Annotated in this window: 18 protein-coding genes and 1 riboswitch; of the genes, 6 read left to right on the forward strand and 12 right to left on the reverse strand. The window is 73.5% G+C overall.

From position 1 onward, the window contains the following. Positions 1-63 precede the first annotated feature (63 nt). On the forward strand, positions 64-1,623 hold the full coding sequence (locus G3I77_RS30005) for an MFS transporter (protein ID WP_248508490.1): 1,560 nt from the start codon (positions 64-66) through the stop codon (positions 1,621-1,623). Positions 1,624-1,688: 65 nt separating this feature from the next. On the opposite strand, the gene G3I77_RS30010 is transcribed toward G3I77_RS30005, so the two are convergent. The 7 genes from G3I77_RS30010 to G3I77_RS30040 all read right to left on the reverse strand — a co-directional run bounded on the left by G3I77_RS30010 (position 1,689) and on the right by G3I77_RS30040 (position 7,056). Next, positions 1,689-2,315, reverse strand: coding sequence for a YigZ family protein (locus G3I77_RS30010; RefSeq protein WP_248508492.1), 627 nt, complete (start codon positions 2,313-2,315; stop codon positions 1,689-1,691). Between the two features lie 113 nt (positions 2,316-2,428). After that, positions 2,429-2,713 carry a hypothetical protein gene (locus G3I77_RS30015; RefSeq protein WP_248508494.1) on the reverse strand — a complete coding sequence of 95 codons (285 nt, stop codon included), beginning with the start codon at positions 2,711-2,713 and terminating at the stop codon, positions 2,429-2,431. 125 nt (positions 2,714-2,838) lie between these two features. Beyond that, positions 2,839-3,381, reverse strand: coding sequence for a histidine phosphatase family protein (locus G3I77_RS30020; protein WP_248508496.1), 543 nt, complete (start codon positions 3,379-3,381; stop codon positions 2,839-2,841). Next, positions 3,378-4,094 carry a hypothetical protein gene (locus G3I77_RS30025; RefSeq protein ID WP_248508498.1) on the reverse strand — a complete coding sequence of 239 codons (717 nt, stop codon included), beginning with the start codon at positions 4,092-4,094 and terminating at the stop codon, positions 3,378-3,380. The genes G3I77_RS30020 and G3I77_RS30025 overlap by 4 nt, the downstream gene beginning before the upstream one ends. Before the next feature lie 102 nt (positions 4,095-4,196). Beyond that, on the reverse strand, positions 4,197-4,994 hold the full coding sequence (locus tag G3I77_RS30030) for an ABC transporter ATP-binding protein (RefSeq protein WP_248508500.1): 798 nt from the start codon (positions 4,992-4,994) through the stop codon (positions 4,197-4,199). Continuing rightward, the gene (locus G3I77_RS30035; RefSeq protein ID WP_248508502.1) at positions 4,991-6,043 is read right to left on the reverse strand and encodes an iron ABC transporter permease; all 1,053 of its coding nucleotides are present in this window, start codon (positions 6,041-6,043) and stop codon (positions 4,991-4,993) included. The genes G3I77_RS30030 and G3I77_RS30035 overlap by 4 nt, the downstream gene beginning before the upstream one ends. Next, positions 6,040-7,056, reverse strand: coding sequence for an ABC transporter substrate-binding protein (locus G3I77_RS30040; protein ID WP_248508504.1), 1,017 nt, complete (start codon positions 7,054-7,056; stop codon positions 6,040-6,042). Before G3I77_RS30040 ends, G3I77_RS30035 begins: the two co-directional genes overlap by 4 nt. Positions 7,057-7,124: 68 nt before the next feature. After that, a riboswitch (cobalamin riboswitch) is annotated at positions 7,125-7,313 on the reverse strand. Between the two features lie 79 nt (positions 7,314-7,392). Here G3I77_RS30040 and G3I77_RS30045 point away from each other — a divergent pair. Next, on the forward strand, positions 7,393-7,809 hold the full coding sequence (locus G3I77_RS30045) for a CoA-binding protein (RefSeq protein ID WP_248508506.1): 417 nt from the start codon (positions 7,393-7,395) through the stop codon (positions 7,807-7,809). A gap of 38 nt (positions 7,810-7,847) precedes the next feature. After that, positions 7,848-9,071, forward strand: coding sequence for a 4-hydroxybenzoate 3-monooxygenase (locus G3I77_RS30050; RefSeq protein WP_248508508.1), 1,224 nt, complete (start codon positions 7,848-7,850; stop codon positions 9,069-9,071). 11 nt (positions 9,072-9,082) lie between these two features. On the opposite strand, the gene G3I77_RS30055 is transcribed toward G3I77_RS30050, so the two are convergent. Next, on the reverse strand, positions 9,083-9,442 hold the full coding sequence (locus G3I77_RS30055; RefSeq protein WP_248508510.1) for a metalloregulator ArsR/SmtB family transcription factor: 360 nt from the start codon (positions 9,440-9,442) through the stop codon (positions 9,083-9,085). A gap of 63 nt (positions 9,443-9,505) precedes the next feature. On the opposite strand from G3I77_RS30055, the gene G3I77_RS30060 reads away from it, so the two are divergent. After that, complete coding sequence (locus tag G3I77_RS30060) at positions 9,506-10,612, forward strand: cation diffusion facilitator family transporter (protein ID WP_248508512.1); 1,107 nt, start codon at positions 9,506-9,508, stop codon at positions 10,610-10,612. 1 nt (position 10,613) lies between these two features. Here G3I77_RS30060 and G3I77_RS30065 read toward each other — a convergent pair whose 3' ends face one another. Continuing rightward, positions 10,614-11,171, reverse strand: a complete 558-nt coding sequence (locus G3I77_RS30065; RefSeq protein WP_248508514.1) for a YbaK/EbsC family protein — start codon at positions 11,169-11,171, stop codon at positions 10,614-10,616. A 43-nt stretch (positions 11,172-11,214) separates the two neighbouring features. Then, positions 11,215-11,787 carry an XRE family transcriptional regulator gene (locus G3I77_RS30070; RefSeq protein ID WP_248508516.1) on the reverse strand — a complete coding sequence of 191 codons (573 nt, stop codon included), beginning with the start codon at positions 11,785-11,787 and terminating at the stop codon, positions 11,215-11,217. Between the two features lie 97 nt (positions 11,788-11,884). Here G3I77_RS30070 and G3I77_RS30075 point away from each other — a divergent pair, with 97 nt between their 5' ends. After that, positions 11,885-12,742, forward strand: coding sequence for a DMT family transporter (locus tag G3I77_RS30075; protein WP_248508518.1), 858 nt, complete (start codon positions 11,885-11,887; stop codon positions 12,740-12,742). 134 nt (positions 12,743-12,876) lie between these two features. Here G3I77_RS30075 and G3I77_RS30080 read toward each other — a convergent pair whose 3' ends face one another. Continuing rightward, positions 12,877-13,677, reverse strand: coding sequence for an acyltransferase (locus G3I77_RS30080; protein WP_248508520.1), 801 nt, complete (start codon positions 13,675-13,677; stop codon positions 12,877-12,879). A gap of 110 nt (positions 13,678-13,787) precedes the next feature. Here G3I77_RS30080 and G3I77_RS30085 point away from each other — a divergent pair, with 110 nt between their 5' ends. Continuing rightward, the gene (locus tag G3I77_RS30085) at positions 13,788-14,315 is read left to right on the forward strand and encodes a gamma carbonic anhydrase family protein (RefSeq protein WP_248508521.1); all 528 of its coding nucleotides are present in this window, start codon (positions 13,788-13,790) and stop codon (positions 14,313-14,315) included. A 13-nt stretch (positions 14,316-14,328) separates the two neighbouring features. On the opposite strand, the gene G3I77_RS30090 is transcribed toward G3I77_RS30085, so the two are convergent. Continuing rightward, on the reverse strand, positions 14,329-14,970 hold the full coding sequence (locus G3I77_RS30090; protein ID WP_248508522.1) for a DedA family protein: 642 nt from the start codon (positions 14,968-14,970) through the stop codon (positions 14,329-14,331). Positions 14,971-14,980: the final 10 nt, after the last annotated feature.

Genomic DNA, 14,980 nt, shown 5'->3' on the forward strand with positions numbered 1-14,980 from the left:
CCTTCCACCTGCTACATTTAGATCTGAATTTAGCGCTAAACGCATGCGACGACGAGTGGTGATATGCGCACTGTGACACGGAAAGCGAGTCCGAAGGCCACGGCCGGGGCCTCCACCACCACCGGCCCTCCTCGAGCCACCGGACGGGACTGGGCGGGGCTCACCGTGGTCCTGCTGGCGATGTTCATGAGCCAGATCGACATGTTCATCGTGAACGTCGCCGCTCCGGGGATCCAGGCGGACCTGAACGCCGGGTTCGGCCAGCTCCAGTTCGTGATCGACGGGTACGTGATCGCTTACGCAGCGGGCATGGTAACCGGCGGCCGTCTGGGCGACCGGATCGGCCGCAAGCGCACCTTCCAGTACGGCGTGGCCGCGTTCACCCTGACGTCCCTGCTGTGCGCGCTCGCGCCCGGTCCGGGCACGCTCATCGCGGCGCGGGTGCTGCAGGGCCTGTCGGCCGCGGTGATGACACCGCAGGTGCTCTCCCTCATCCGGGCCGTCTTCGTGCACGAGCGCGACCGCGCCCGGGCCGTCGGTGCCTACGGCGCCTCCATCGGCGCGGGCGTCATCGCTGGCCTCGTGGGCGGCGGCCTGCTGCTGGACCTGGACGTGGCGGGTCTGGGCTGGCGCATGATCTTCCTGATCAACGTGCCCATCGGCGCGGCGATCCTGTGCGCGGCCGTGCCCGCGATCAGCGAGAGCCGCAGCGCGGACCGGCCACGCCTGGACATCGCCGGCGCGGCCTTCACCGCCGTGCTGCTGCCCCTCGTGCTGATCCCGCTGATCCTCGGCGGCGAGCACGGCTGGCCCTGGTGGACGTACGCGTGCTTCGTCCTCGGCGCCGCCGGCACCCTGGCGTTCCTGCGCTGGGAGCGCCGGACGGAGGCCGCCGGAAACGACCCGCTGCTGCCGGCCCGGCTGCTGCGGGCCAAGGGCTTCCCGCTCAGCATGGGCACGGTGCTGATGTTCTTCTCGGGCAACGCCGGGCTGTTCCTGGTGCTCACCTACCACCTCCAGTCGGGCCTGAGGCAGACCCCGCTGGCCGCGAGCCTGGTCTTCGTGCCGCTCGGCCTCGGGTTCATCGTCGCCTCGGCCGCGTGCCGCAGGCTCGCCGCCCGGTTCGGTATCGGGGTGTCGGTGGCGGGCGGTCTGGTCATGGCGGCCGGTCTCGTCGCCGTGCCCGCCGTCACCGGCCTGGACGGATCGGACCAGGCGGTCGCGCTCGCCGCCGTGATGGGCGTCTCCGGACTGGGGCAGGGCCTGGTCGTCGCGCCCCTGGTGGACACCGTTCTCACCCGGGTTCACCCGGACGACGCGGGCGCCGGGTCCGGTGTGCTCAACACCGTCACCCAGGCGGGGATGGCCTTCGGGGTAGCCGTCATCGGGGCCCTGTACCGCGGCTTCCTGGGTACCAATCCCCAAGCACCGGGTCCGGACACGGACCTGGCCGACTTCGCGGAGGCCTTCGACCGCACCGCGTACGTCCTCGCGGCGCTCGCCGTCGGCACGGCGCTGCTCGCGTTCCGGCTGGGCCGCGTCCCGACGGGCACGGCGGCCGAGGACGGGGAGGGGGCCGCGGGCGGGGAGGGGGCCGCGGGCCGGACCGGCGCCGGCCGCTGACCTCGGCGGGCGACCGGCCGGATCCCGCCCCCGCCGCACCGCCGTCGTGCGAGGCGGAGCCGCCGTCACGCGTCCCCGTACGCCTCCCCGCCCGCCTCGAAGCCGGCCGTACCGGCGGTGGCGTCGGCGAGCCAGGACCGGAAGGCGTCCACATCGGCGTCCGGGAGGGCGATCTCGATGGTGACGGCGTCCTCGTAGCGCACGTCCCGGACTTCGCGCCCGCCGGTGCGCAGGTCGTTCTCGAGCTTGCCGGCCCGCTGGTGGTCGACGGTGACCGTGGCCAGCCGGTACCTGCGGCGGGTGCGGGTGCCGAGGCTGTCCAGGGCCTCGCCGACCGCCCCGCCGTACGCCCGGATGAGCCCGCCGGCGCCGAGTTTGACCCCGCCGAAGTAGCGGGTGACGACGGCGACGACGTACCGCATGTCGCGGCGCAGCAGCATCTGGAGCATGGGGACGCCGGCGGTGCCGCCGGGTTCGCCGTCGTCGCTCGCCTTCTGCACGGAGGCGTCGGCGCCGATGACGTAGGCCCAGCAGTTGTGGGAGGCGGCGGCGTGCTGTTTACGGACCGCGGCGATGAAGTCCTGGGCCTCCTGCTCGGTGGCCGCCGGGGCGAGGGCGCACAGGAAGCGTGAGCGGTTGACCTCGGTCTCGTGCACGCCGGCGCCGGCGACCGTGCGGTATTCGTCGGGCATCCGGCCAGCCTAATCGCGTGCCTGAGGGCGTCCCGACGGGGCGGAGGCCTCTCGGGGACGCGGCCGGGCGGGCCTGCGATGCCTCCGGTCAGCCGGACCTGCCGGAACCCCCGCTATCCATGGGCCACGACCTCGCCGGCCGTGACCTGGGGCGGATGGGGCAGCAGCTCGGCAAGCCGATCCCGTACGAAGTCCCCTGCCCTCTCGGTCGACTCCTCGGCGCCGGCCCGGTCCTGGAAGACGCTGGTCGACACCATCACCCCGCCGCCGGCGTCGACCCAGTAGTAGGCCACGAACCCCTTGACCTGGCGGACGAGCGGCAGGAACCCCTCGTTCACCCGGCGTCCCGCCTCGGCCGGGTCGGTCACCCCTGCGTACCGCCGGATCACTGCGTGCATGGCTGGTCTCCTCATGGATCGGCACGGCCGTTCTTCGCAGACGGCGTACCCACCGCGGCCCGAGCGCGCAGCGCGATCCCGGCGCACGTCACCTGAAAGGCCCCATGCCGGTTCGGGAACCCGGGCTACTTCTTCGCGCCCCGGGGCACGGTCACGGACGTGAGCAGCGCGGTGCCGGGGGCGAGGGCCCGCCAGGCCGTGCCGCGCCAGGACAGGACGGCGATCGCCGACGTGGGGAACTTCGTGCGGACCTGCTCCAGGGTGTCGTCGAGGCCGTCATCGGCGAGGGCCACGATCAGTTCCTCCAGCTCCGGGTTGTGTCCGATCAGCAGCAGCGTCTCCACCTCGGCGGGCACCTCGTGGATGACGGCCAGCAGACCCGACGGGCCGGCGGCGTACAGCCGCCGGTCGTACCGGACCGGCGGGGGCGTGCCCCACTCGGCGGCGGCCAGGTCCCAGGTCCGGCGGGCTCGGACGGCGGTGGAGCACAGCGCGAGGTCCGGCAGGAGGTCGGCGTCGGCCAGGGCCCGCCCTGCCGCGGGGGCGTCCCGGCGGCCGCGCGGGGCGAGGGGGCGTTCGTGGTCGGCGACGTCCAGCGGCCAGGCGGACTTGGCGTGCCGCAGCACGATCAGGCGGCGCAGCGGGCCCGCTCCGGCGCGGTCGATCATGACGGGGCTCCCAGGTCGCGGGTGAGGTCGAGGCCGAGGAGCCGGTCGGCGTAGGCGTACGTCTCGAAGCGGGCGCCGTCCGCCAGTTCCGGTTCGGTCTCGACCTGACGCAGGACGTCCAGCACCCGGGGCACGTCCAGGTCGTCGTCCCAGGCTTCGCGCAGCCGCCCCCGCACGCCGTCGGGGATCGGCCGCGAGGGCTGCCGTGCCCAGCGGGCGACCGCGGCGCGCCAGCGGGCGAGGGTGGCGCGGGCGTCGTCGAGTCCGGCCGCCTCCAGCCGGACGGGGGCGCTGTGGTGCCGCGCGATCAGGGCGAGGCGCAGGGCGGCGGGATCGGACTGGTCCGGCAGGCCGGGCTCCACAGGCGCGACGGCGATCCGCACCCCGTCGGGTACCGCCCCGCCCTCGGCGGTGACATGGACGACCTGGGCCTCTCCCAGACCGGCACCGACGTCGGGGCTGTCCTCGAACGGGCGGATGCCGAGCGTCGCGGCGCCCGCGCGCAGCTCCGCCTGCCGTCGGCCGCCGGTCAGCAGCGCCCACACCGGTGTGCCGCCGAGCTCCAGGGCCCGGACGAGCAGGTCCCCGACGAGCAGCACCCGCAGGTTGGTCGTGTCGGAGCCGGGCGCGTGCACCTCCACACGGGTCAGGCCCCGGAGGGCCGGGGCGGCGTCGACCGGCTCACGGGTTCGGGCGTCGATGATGCGCAGCACGAGGCGAGCGTAGGCGGGCGGGCGGGCATGCGCAGGCAGGTTCGGCATTTTCCGGCCACCGTGGCGCGATCGCCCCACCAATGGCGTGCCCGATCGCTCCTCTCAGGCCAGCGTGCCCAGGAACCGCACATGAGGCCGTCCCTCGGGCCCTTCCGGGCTGACGGCGGCCCGCACCCCGTACACCTCGGCGATGAGCTCGGCCGTGAGGACGTCGCCCGGAGTGCCTCCCGCCACGACCCGCCCCGCGCACAGCACGACAACGCGATCGCAGTACATCGCCGCGAGGTTGAGGTCGTGCAGGGCGACGACGGTGGTGACCGGCAGGCTTGTGACCAGGGTGAGCAGGTCGAGCTGGTGGTGGATGTCGAGGTGGTTGGTGGGCTCGTCGAGCAGGAGTTCGCGGGGTTCCTGGGCGAGCGCGCGGGCGATCTGCACCCGTTGGCGTTCGCCGCCCGACAGGGTGTGCCAGAGCCGGCCGGAGCGGCCGTCGAGGCCCGTGCGCTCCAGCGCGGCGCGCACCGCGCGCTCGTCGTCCGCGGAGGCGGGTGTCCAGGCGCGGCGGTGCGGGACGCGACCCAGCCGCACGATGTCCTCGACCGTCAGCTCGATCTGGGTGTCCGACTGTTGCTCGACGACGGCGAGACGGCGGGCGACCGCGCGGCGGGGCAGGTCGCCCAGCGGTGTGCCGTCGAGGGTGACGACTCCGGAGGCCGGCGTGAGCAGCCCGGCCAGCAGCCGCAGCAGCGTGGACTTGCCGGAGCCGTTGGGGCCGAGGACGCCGACGGTGGAGCCGGTCTCCGGCGCGAGGGCGACGCCGTCCAGGATGAGACGCCCGTCGGCACGGCGGCTGACCCGGTCGGCCCGCAGCCCCTCCCCCACCGATGCCCCCGCGCCGGTCACCGCGCCCTCCGCGTCCGGTACAGCACCGCCACGAACGCCGGCACCCCGATCAGTGACGTCACGACCCCCACCGGGACCTCCTGCGGATCGAGGACGGTCCGGGCCAGGGTGTCCACCCACACGAGGAACACCGCCCCCGCGAGGGCGGTGACCGGCAGCAGCCGCGTGTGCCCGGGGCCGGTCAGGGCCCGGGCGGCGTGCGGCAGGACCAGGCCGACGAAGCCGATCGCCCCGGCCGAGCTGACCAGCGCGGCCGTGAGCAGGGCCGTGACGCACAGCAGCACCAGACGGGTCCGGGCGAGGGACACCCCGAGCGCGGCCGCCGCGTCCTGCCCGAAGGCGAAGGCGTCGAGGGTACGGGCGTAGGACAGGCAGACCACCAGGGCCACGGCCAGTACGGCCGCGCACAGCCACACGTCGGTCCAGCCGGCGCCGCCGAGCGAGCCGAGGAGCCAGAACAGCACGCCGCGGGTCGTCTCGGCGTCGGCGGAGGTCATCACGACGAACGAGGTGAGGGCGGAGAAGAGCTGCATGGCGGCGACGCCCGCGAGGACGACCCGGTCGGTGGTGCCGCCGAGGGTGTGGCTGAGCAGCAGCACCAGCGCGAACGAGAGCAGGGCGCCGAGGAACGCGCCCGCGGACACCGACAGGGCGCCGCCGCCCACGCCGAGCACGACCACGAGGACCGCTCCGGTGGATGCGCCCGAGGACACCCCGAGCACGAAGGGGTCGGCCAGCGGGTTGCGCAGCAGCGACTGCATCACCGCCCCGCACACGGCCAGTCCGGCCCCGCACACCGCCGCGAGCAGGGTGCGCGGCAGTCGCAGCTGCCAGACGATCCCGTCCCGGATCGGCGTCAGCTCCGAGCTGCCGAGGCCGAGATGGGCGGCCACGACGGACCACACGTCGCCGACGCGGATGTCGGCGGGACCGATGGTGATGGCCACGGCGAGGGAGGCGACGAGCGCGACGGTCCCGGCCGTGCCGAGCGCGAGCCCGGCCCCGCGCCGGGGTCGGACCCCGGCGCCCGGGAGTTCCCGGGCGGTCACTTCACCAGCCCGAACCGGCGCAGCCCGGCGGCCACCTGCTCCACGCCCTCGACGGTGCGGATGGTCGGGTTCATGGCCTGCCCGCTGAGCAGCACGTACCGCTTGTGCCGGACGGCGTCCATGTTCCTGGTGACCGGGTTGGACTCCAGGAAGGCGATCTTCTTCGCGGCCGACTCGGCGGTCTGCGACTTGCGGGTGAGGTCGCCGATGACGAGGACGTCGGGGTCACGGTCGGCGACCGTCTCCCAGTTGACCTGCGGCCACTCCTCGTGCGTGTCGTCGAAGGCGTTCTTCGCGCCGAGGGCCCGGGTGATGATGCCGGGCGCTCCGCAACAGCCCGCCAGGTAGGGCGACTCGGAGTTCGCGAACCAGTAGAGGAGGGTGACGTCACGGGCGTTGATGCCGGCCGTGGCCTTCTTCATGCGCTGCTGGAGGGAGGCCACGAGCTTGTCGCCCCGCCCCTTCACCCCGAACACGGTCGCGAGGTCCCGCACTTCGCCGTAGACGGTGTCGATGCCCAGGGCCTTGTCGCGTGCGCCGTCGCCGCCGCCCGAGTTGTCCTTGCCGGCGCAGTCGGACGGAGAGACGTAGGTGGGGACGCCGAGCTTCTCGAACTGCTCGCGGGTGGCGACGCCGCCCTTGCCGAGGGTGGAGACGAAGGACGCGGCGACGAAGTCGGGCTGGGTGTCCAGGACGCGTTCGAGGGACGGATTGTTGTCGGCGATGCGCGGCACCGTTGCGTCGGCCTTCTCCAGCCCCTTCATCACGGGGTCGGTCCAGGTGGCCGTGCCCGCGAGGCGGTCGGCCAGGCCGAGGGAGAGCAGGATCTCGGTGGTGCCCTGGTTGAGGGACACGGCATGCCGTGGCGCGGCCGGGACGCGGACCTCGTGCCCGCAGTTGGTGAGCGTGACGGCGGCCTTGGCATCGGTGGACCCGGTGCCGCCGCAGCCGGTCAGGAGCAGGGAGCCGGCCGCGAGCAGGACGGCGGCACGGGCGGGTCGGGCGAGGGGCACGGGAACCAGTCCTCAGTCGTCGAGGGCCCGATCGCGGAGCCCGGTCGTACGGTGCTCCCCCGCCGCATGCGGCCGCGGGGGCCGCCAGCAGGTCTTCGGACTCGGGTTCACCCGGTGCGGGACGCCTTCCCGGACGACCGGAGTCGTCCAGTGGCCGAGGCCCCGCCCGTCCCCCTCACCGCTGCGCGTCAGTTCCGGATTCGCACCGGATTCCCTGACCCACGTACATGGGTTCGACTGGCCTCGGCAAGCTATCACGGGGGCCTCCGGGAATCACCGCGTACCCTGCGTCGTTGCCGGGAGTGAAGTGCGTCCACGACTCCGAGGAGGCCGCCGGTGTACGGCGACGAGGCAACGGTCCGCAGGATCCTCACCGAGCTCGGCGACACGTGGGCCGTGGTGGGCCTGTCGTCGAACCAGCAGCGGGCGGCGTACGGCGTCGCCGCCGTCCTCCAGCGGTTCGGCAAGCGCGTCGTGCCGGTGCATCCGAAGGCGGAGACGGTGCACGGGGAGAAGGGGTACGCGAGCCTGGCGGACATCCCCTTCGACGTGGACGTCGTCGACGTGTTCGTGAACAGCGACCTCGCCGGGGCGGTCGCGGACGAGGCGGTCGCCAGGGGCGCGAAGGGCGTCTGGTTCCAGCTCGGCGTCATCGACGAGGCGGCGTACGAGCGGACCCGCGCGGCTGGTCTGGAGATGGTGATGGACCGCTGCCCGGCGATCGAGATCCCACGGCTGACTCATCACCGCTGAGACCGGCCTCGATGGAGACCGGCCTCCATAATGTGCGCATGACCCACGCCTCTCCGCCCGCGAACTCCGGTGCCCCGCACCGCGTTTCGGTCGTCGTCGTGGGCGCCGGTCCGGCTGGTCTGACCGTCGCCAACGTCCTGCGGGCGGCGTCCGTGGACTGCCTGGTGCTGGAGAGCGAGACCCGGGAGTTCGTCGAACAGCGGCCCCGGGCCGGGGTCATCGAGGAATGGGCCGTGCGGGGCCTGGAGAAGCGGGGCCTCGCCCGGAACCTGCTGGACCGCGCGGAATCGCACACCGCCTGCGAGTTCCGCTTCGACGGAGAGCGTTACCGGTTCCCGTACGGCGAGCTGACGGGCAGCCATCACTTCGTCTATCCGCAGCCGTTGCTGGTGACGGACCTGGTGCGCGAGTACGCCGACGTCCGGGGCGGCCGGATCCGCTTCGGCGTCCGGGAAGTGCAGGTCCACGACTTCGACAGCGACCGGCCGTCGGTGTCGTACACCTGCCCCGAGACCGGTGAACGCCAGGTCGTGCACTGCGACTTCGTCGCCGGGTGCGACGGGGCGCGCGGGGCGACCCGGGCCTCGCTCCCGCCCGAACGGGTCCGGATCGCGCGACACGACTACGGCATCGGCTGGCTGGCCCTGCTCGCCGAGGCGCCGCCGTCCGCCGACTGCGTGCTGTTCGGCTGCCACGCGCGCGGCTTCGCCGGCCAGATGCCCCGCAGCCCGCAGGTGACCCGCTACTACCTCCAGTGCCCGCCGGGCGACGACCCGGAGAACTGGCCGCACGAGCGCGTCTGGTCGGAGCTCCGGGAACGGCTCCGGGCGGCCGGAGTGCCGCCGCTGACCGAGGGGCGGCTGATCGAGAAGCGCGTGCTGGACATGCACGACTACGTGGTCGAGCCGATGGTGCACGGCCGGCTCTACCTCGCGGGCGACGCGGCCCACCTGGTCGCCCCCATCGCCGCCAAGGGCATGAACCTCGCCCTGCACGACGCCTTCCTGCTCGGCGACGCCCTGGTCGCCCGGCTGACCACCGGTGACGACAGCGGCCTCGGCGGCTACGCGGAGGCGTGTCTGCGGCGCGTGTGGGACTACCAGGAGTTCTCGCAGTGGCTGTCCGAGCTGTACCACGGCTCGGCGGCGGGCGACCCGTTCCGCGCGGGCACCACGCTCGCCCGGCTGCGCCGCCTGTTCACCTCGCCCGCGGCGGCCGCCGCCTTCGCCGAGCAGTACCTCGGGACGGCGGCGCGGTACTGAGCCACGCGTGGTCAGTCGTGCGGGGGCCGGTCGCTGAGGCGGTGGTCGGCCACGTTCAACGCCTCGTCGACGAGCCGGCGCAGATGGCCGTCGCGCAGTGAGTAGATCACCCGGCGGCCCTCCTTGCGCGTGTTCACCAGGCCCGCGAGACGCAGTCGCGCCAGGTGCTGGCTGACGGCCGGCCTGGCCGCCCCGCACGCCTCCGTGAGCGTCGTGACGTCGGCCTCTCCCCCGGTCAGCGCGTGCAGCAGGGCGAGCCGCGTGCGGTCCCCCAGCAGGGCGAGCAGTTCGGCGGCGAGTGCGAACTGCTCCTCGCCGGGGCTGCGCGGGTGCGCATCATGCGCAGATGACAGGTGCATGCGTGCGCTCATACGCACATAATGGCGCCACGGCACGGGTACGTCCACTCTCGCGCGCACCGAAAGGGGATCCACGTGAGCGACCGGCACGAGCACTCCCACCCTCATGACCACGAGCACGAGCAGGACCACGGGCATGGGGACGGCCACGGGCTCCGGCACGACCAGGGGCACCGGCACGACCAGGGGCACCGGCACGGTCTGCGCCACCGGGTGGGTCATCTCCTCACCCCGCACTCCCACGAGACGGCCGACAAGGTCGACTCCGCCCTGGAGTCCTCGGCCCGCGGGATGCGGGCGCTCTGGGTCTCGCTCGGCGTCCTCGGCGTGACGGCGCTGGCCCAGGCGGTCGTGGTGGCCGTCTCCGGCTCGGTGGCACTACTCGGGGACACGGTGCACAACACCGCGGACGCGCTGACCGCCGTCCCGCTCGGGATCGCCTTCATGCTGGGCCGGCGCGCGGCCACGCGCCGCTTCACCTACGGCTACGGGCGGGCCGAGGACCTGGCGGGCCTGGTGATCGTGCTGACGATCGCCGCGTCCGCGGCCTTCGCGGGCTGGACGGCTGTGGACCGGCTGCTGGATCCGCGCCCTGTCGCGCACGTCCCGGCGGTCGCCGTGGCCGCCCTCGTCGGCTTCGCCGGCAACGAGTGGGTGGCCCGCTACCGGATCCGCGTCGGCCGCTCGATCGGCTCGGCCGCGCTGGTCGCCGACGGACTGCACGCCCGCACCGACGGCTTCACCTCCCTGGCCGTGCTGCTGGGCGCCGGAGGCTCGGCCCTGGGGTGGCAGCTGGCGGACCCGATCGTCGGGCTGGCGATCACCGCGGCGATCGTGCTGGTGCTGCGGGACGCGGCCCGGGAGGTGTTCCGCCGGGTGATGGACGCCGTCGACCCGGCGCTGGTGGACCGGGCCGAGCGGGCCCTGACCGAGGTTCCCGGGGTGCGCGGGGTGGGTGAGCTGCGGCTGCGCTGGATCGGCCACCGGCTGCGTGCCGAGGTGGCGGTCGTGGTGGACGGCGACGTGACGGTGCGCGAGGCCCACCGCATCGCCGTGGATGCCGAGCACGCGCTGCTGCACGCGGTACCGCGGCTGACCGCGGCCCTGGTGCACGCGGATCCGGAGCCGGCCCCGGGCGAGAGCGACCCCCATCTGCCGCTGGCCCACCACATCGCGGCGTGAGTCAGGAGACCCCGAGCCCCTCCAGCACCACGGCACCCGGCAGTTCCGCGAACGCCTTGCCCGGGACCAGCAGCTTGCCGCGCCGCCGGCCACTGCCGACGAGCACGTACGGCAAGTCGACGACGGCCGCGTCCACCAGGACGGGCCAGCCGTCCGGCAGCCCCAGCGGGGTGATGCCGCCGTACTCCATACCGGTCTCGCCGGTCGCCGTGTCCATCGAGGCGAAGGAGGCCTTGCGGGCGCCGAGCCGGCGGCGCACGACGCCGTTCACGTCGACCCGGGTGGTGGACAGCACGACGCACGCCGCGAGCGTGGACTCGCCGCCCCGCTTGCCCGCGACGACCACGCAGTTCGCGGACCGCTCCAGCAGGTCCTGCCCGTAGTGCTCCACGAAGGTGGCGGTGTCGGCCCACGCCGGGTCGGTGTCGACGTAGACGATCTGGTCGGCAGGGACGCTGCCCGGCCAGTGGCGCACGGCGTCGGCGACCGGGCCGGTGAGTTCGTCGAGGCAGGCGGGGGCCGGACGGGCGTTGTCGAAGTGTCCGATGGGTGCGCGCATGTCCGCACGCTAACAACAGCCGACCGGCGGCGGACCGGGCGTCTCAGGACACGGGCGGCACCGAGACGGCCATGACCATCTCCATGGGCGCGTCCCCGGTATTGGCGTAGGTGTGCGGGACGTTGGCCTCGAAGTGGACGCTGGCGCCGGCAGGCACGCGGTGCTCGACGCTGTCGACGGTGAGGGTCAGTTCGCCCGCCGTGACGTGGAGCAGTTCGGTCGTGCCGGCGGGGTGCGGGTCCGACGGGCTGCTCTCGCCGGGCATGAGCCGCCAGTCCCACATCTCCAGCGGGCCGGGCGCCTCGGTGCCCGCGAGGAGCCGGTTGTAGCTGCCGGCGTCGGTGTGCCACAGCCGTACGGCCTGCTCTGCCGGGATGACGCGGACGTTCGGGCCCTGCTCGTAGTCGAGCAGGGTGGTGATACTGACGCCGAGTGCGTCGCCGATCTTGACGACGGTGCCGAGGCTGGGGTTGGTGCGGGCCTGCTCGATCTGGATGAGCATGCCGCGGCTGACGCCCGCCCGGGCGGCGAGCACGTCCAGGGTGAAGCCGCGCACCGCGCGCCAGTGCTTGACGCTCCGCGCCAGGGACTGGGTCAGCAGGTCGAGGTCCGACACGTTCCGTCCAATATTCTGTATGACACAGTGCAACAGGCTGCACTATGGTGTGGTTGACCTGATCGTTCACTGAACTGTACTGCGAGGTATCCGTCCCATGACAGCGCTCTTCGCCCTGGCCACCAGCCTGTTGTGGGGACTGGCCGACTTCGGCGGCGGCCTGCTGACCCGGCGCACGCCCGCGCTCACGGTGGTCGTGGTCTCGCAGTCGATCGCGGTGGTGGTGCTCGGCGCGGTGGTGGTGGCGACCGGCGGCTGGAGCGAGACGGGGCCGCAGCTGTGGTTCGCCGTGGCGGCCGGACTCGTCGGGCCGGTGGCGATGCTCGCCTTCTACAAGGCGCTCGCGCTCGGCCCGATGGGCGTGGTCTCGCCGCTGGGGTCGCTCGGCGTGGCCGTGCCGGTCGGGGTGGGCCTGGTGCTGGGCGAGCGTCCCGGTCTGCTGCAGTTCGCCGGCATCCTGGTGGCCGTCGCCGGTGTGTGCCTCGCGGGTGGCCCCCAGTTCCGCGGCGCCGCCGTCCAGCGGCAGGCCATCGCCCTGACCCTGCTCGCGGCGTTCGGCTTCGGCGCGGTGATGGCCCTGATCGCCGAGGCGTCGACGACGCTGACCGGCCTGTTCCTGGCGCTGTTCGTCCAGCGGGTGACCAACGTCGCCGCGGGCGGGCTCGCACTGTTCGTGTCGGTGCGCCGCGGCGCACCCGCCCTTCCGGCGGACGGCTTCCCCTGGCGCTCACTGCCCGCCCTCGCCTTCGTCGGCCTCGCGGACGTCGCCGCGAACGGCACGTACTCGATCGCCGCGCAGCACGGCCCGGTGACGGTCGCCGCCGTGCTGGCCTCCCTGTACCCGGTGGTGACGGCCGTGGCCGCGCGCGGCGTCCTGCGCGAACGGCTGCGGGCGGTGCAGGCCGCGGGTGCGGGCCTGGCCCTGGTGGGGACGGTGCTGCTGGCGTCGGGCTGAACCGGGCTCACCGCGCGGCCCCGGACATCGACGCATACCCGCGCGCTGCACCGCCCGACGGCCGGGTCGCCGTTGCTTTTCAGGTACCGGCTCCGCCCGGCGGGTCCGAGCCCCGGCGGGGTCCCTCGCGGGCGTCAGGACGACCCCGGCTCCAGTTCCGCGAGTCCGGCCGCCGGCTCCTCGTCCAGCTCGGCCAGCCGGGCCGCCGTCTCCTCGTCGAGGTCCGACAGCGCGCGGAGCTGCTCGGGGGTGACGCCCTCCGGTATCGGCACCGGCGCCGGGGTGCGCAGCGGTGGCTGCCAGCCGTCGGCGGGGGTCCAGCGCCGTACGACGCGGGCCGGTGCGCCCGCCACCACGGCGTGGTCGGGCACCGTGCCCCGCACGACCGCGCCCGCGGCCACCACCACGTTCCGCCCGATCCGGGCGCCCGGCAGGATCACCGCTCCCGTGCCGATCCAGCAGCCGGGCCCGATCTCCACCGGCTCCATCCGCGGCCACTGCTTGCCGATCGGCTCGTGCGGATCGTCGTAGGAGTGGTTCGTGGACGTGACGTAGACGTACGGGCCGAAGTAGCAGTCGCTGCCGATCGTGACCGTCGTGTCGGCGATGACGTGGCTGCCGCGGCCCAGGACCACACCGTCGCCGAGGCGCAGGATCGGGTCCGGTCCGAGGTCGAGGTCGGGCATCAGGCCCGCGGTGAGGGTGACCTGCTCGCCGATGATGCAGTGGGAGCCGAGGTGGATCCAGGGCTCGCCGAAGACCGTGCCGAGCGGGAAGGCGAGCCTGGTACCTGTTCCCATCGCGCCGAAGCGGTAGCGGCCGGGGTGCTCGGCGGTGACGGAGGCCGTCCGCTGCAGCCAGGCCCAGCCCGCGTGGACGGCGCGCTGCGTGAGGCCCCGCCGCCAGGATGAGAACGTGTTCTTGCGCTTCGGCACCCGCTCACGGTACTCAGCGGCCCTTGACCCCGCGGCGTCGGATGCCTGTGATCTTCGCCCCACCGGGTGTCGTACGGTGTGCGCGTTGTCTACGGCGCTTGGAGGCGGGCATGGGTCAGCGGGCGATGATCACGGGGATCGGCGGCAGGGAGCCGGAGATCGATGCGTCGGCGTTCGTGGCGCCGACGGCGTCGGTGATCGGGAGCGTGACGCTGGGCGCGGGGGCGAGCGTCTGGTACGGAGCCGTGGTGCGCGGTGACGTCGAGGCGATCTCCGTCGGGGCGAGCAGCAACGTCCAGGACAACTGCACGCTCCACGCCGACCCGGGGTTTCCCGTGAGCGTCGGTGAGCGGGTGAGCATCGGGCACAACGCGGTCGTGCACGGGGCGACCGTGGAGGACGACTGTCTGATCGGGATGGGCGCGACGGTCCTGAACGGCGCCGTGATCGGGGCCGGGTCACTGGTCGCCGCACAGGCGCTGGTGCCCCAGGGCATGGTCGTGCCGCCCGGGTCACTGGTGGCAGGGGTTCCCGCGAAGGTGCGGCGGGAGCTGTCGGAGGAGGAGCGGCAGGGCGTCACCCTCAACGGCACGATGTACGCCGAGCTGGCCAAGGCGCACCGCGAGGTGCACGCGTAGCGGGAAGGCCGTGCTACTCCGCGGCGGTCACGGGCTGGGCCTGGTGCGCCTGCTGCGCCTTCTTCGCCTTGCGCTTGATCACCAGCATGGACGTGAGGCCCACCAGGACCGCCGCCACCAGGCCCAGCCACGAGAAGCGCTTCAGCCAGGACTCCGCGACGATGCCGACGTAGTAGATGACCGCTGTGGTGCCGCCCGCCCAGACGATGCCGCCGAGGACGTTGGCGATCAGGAACTTCCAGTACGGCATGCGGAGGACGCCGGCGAGGGGGCCCGCGAAGATGCGGAGCAGGGCGACGAAGCGGCCGAAGAAGACGGTCCACATGCCCCACTTCTCGAAGGAGCGCTCGGCGGTGGCGATGTGCCCCTCGCTGAAGTGCTTGGGGAACTTGTTGCCCAGCCACGCCAGCAGGGGCCGCCCGCCCTTGCGTCCGATGGCGTAGCCGATCGAGTCACCGATGATCGCGCCGGCCGTGGCGCTGGCGCCGAGGACGACGGGGTCGATCTCGCCGTGCTGGGACGCCAGCAGCGCCGAGGAGACGAGGATGATCTCGCCCGGCAGCGGGATACCCAGGCTTTCCAGGCCGATGACCAGCCCCACCAGTGCGTAGACGGCGACCGCGGGTACTGTTTCGAGCCATTCCTGGACGTGCAACGCCGGTTCC

Origin of the sequence: Streptomyces sp. D2-8, from assembly GCF_023184515.1 — a bacterium.
GTDB lineage: Bacteria > Actinomycetota > Actinomycetes > Streptomycetales > Streptomycetaceae > Streptomyces.

What these genes read in the sequence shown, in the direction of transcription:
- G3I77_RS30015 (WP_248508494.1), bottom strand. Translation starts at nt 2,713, where the DNA reads ATGCACGCAGTGATCCGGCGGTACGCAGGGGTGACCGACCCGGCCGAG.
- G3I77_RS30075 (WP_248508518.1), top strand. Translation starts at nt 11,885, where the DNA reads ATGACAGCGCTCTTCGCCCTGGCCACCAGCCTGTTGTGGGGACTGGCC.
- G3I77_RS30065 (WP_248508514.1), bottom strand. Translation starts at nt 11,171, where the DNA reads ATGCGCGCACCCATCGGACACTTCGACAACGCCCGTCCGGCCCCCGCC.
- G3I77_RS30055 (WP_248508510.1), bottom strand. Translation starts at nt 9,442, where the DNA reads ATGAGCGCACGCATGCACCTGTCATCTGCGCATGATGCGCACCCGCGC.
- G3I77_RS30085 (WP_248508521.1), top strand. Translation starts at nt 13,788, where the DNA reads ATGGGTCAGCGGGCGATGATCACGGGGATCGGCGGCAGGGAGCCGGAG.
- G3I77_RS30020 (WP_248508496.1), bottom strand. Translation starts at nt 3,381, where the DNA reads ATGATCGACCGCGCCGGAGCGGGCCCGCTGCGCCGCCTGATCGTGCTG.
- G3I77_RS30005 (WP_248508490.1), top strand. Translation starts at nt 64, where the DNA reads ATGCGCACTGTGACACGGAAAGCGAGTCCGAAGGCCACGGCCGGGGCC.
- G3I77_RS30010 (WP_248508492.1), bottom strand. Translation starts at nt 2,315, where the DNA reads ATGCCCGACGAATACCGCACGGTCGCCGGCGCCGGCGTGCACGAGACC.
- G3I77_RS30050 (WP_248508508.1), top strand. Translation starts at nt 7,848, where the DNA reads ATGACCCACGCCTCTCCGCCCGCGAACTCCGGTGCCCCGCACCGCGTT.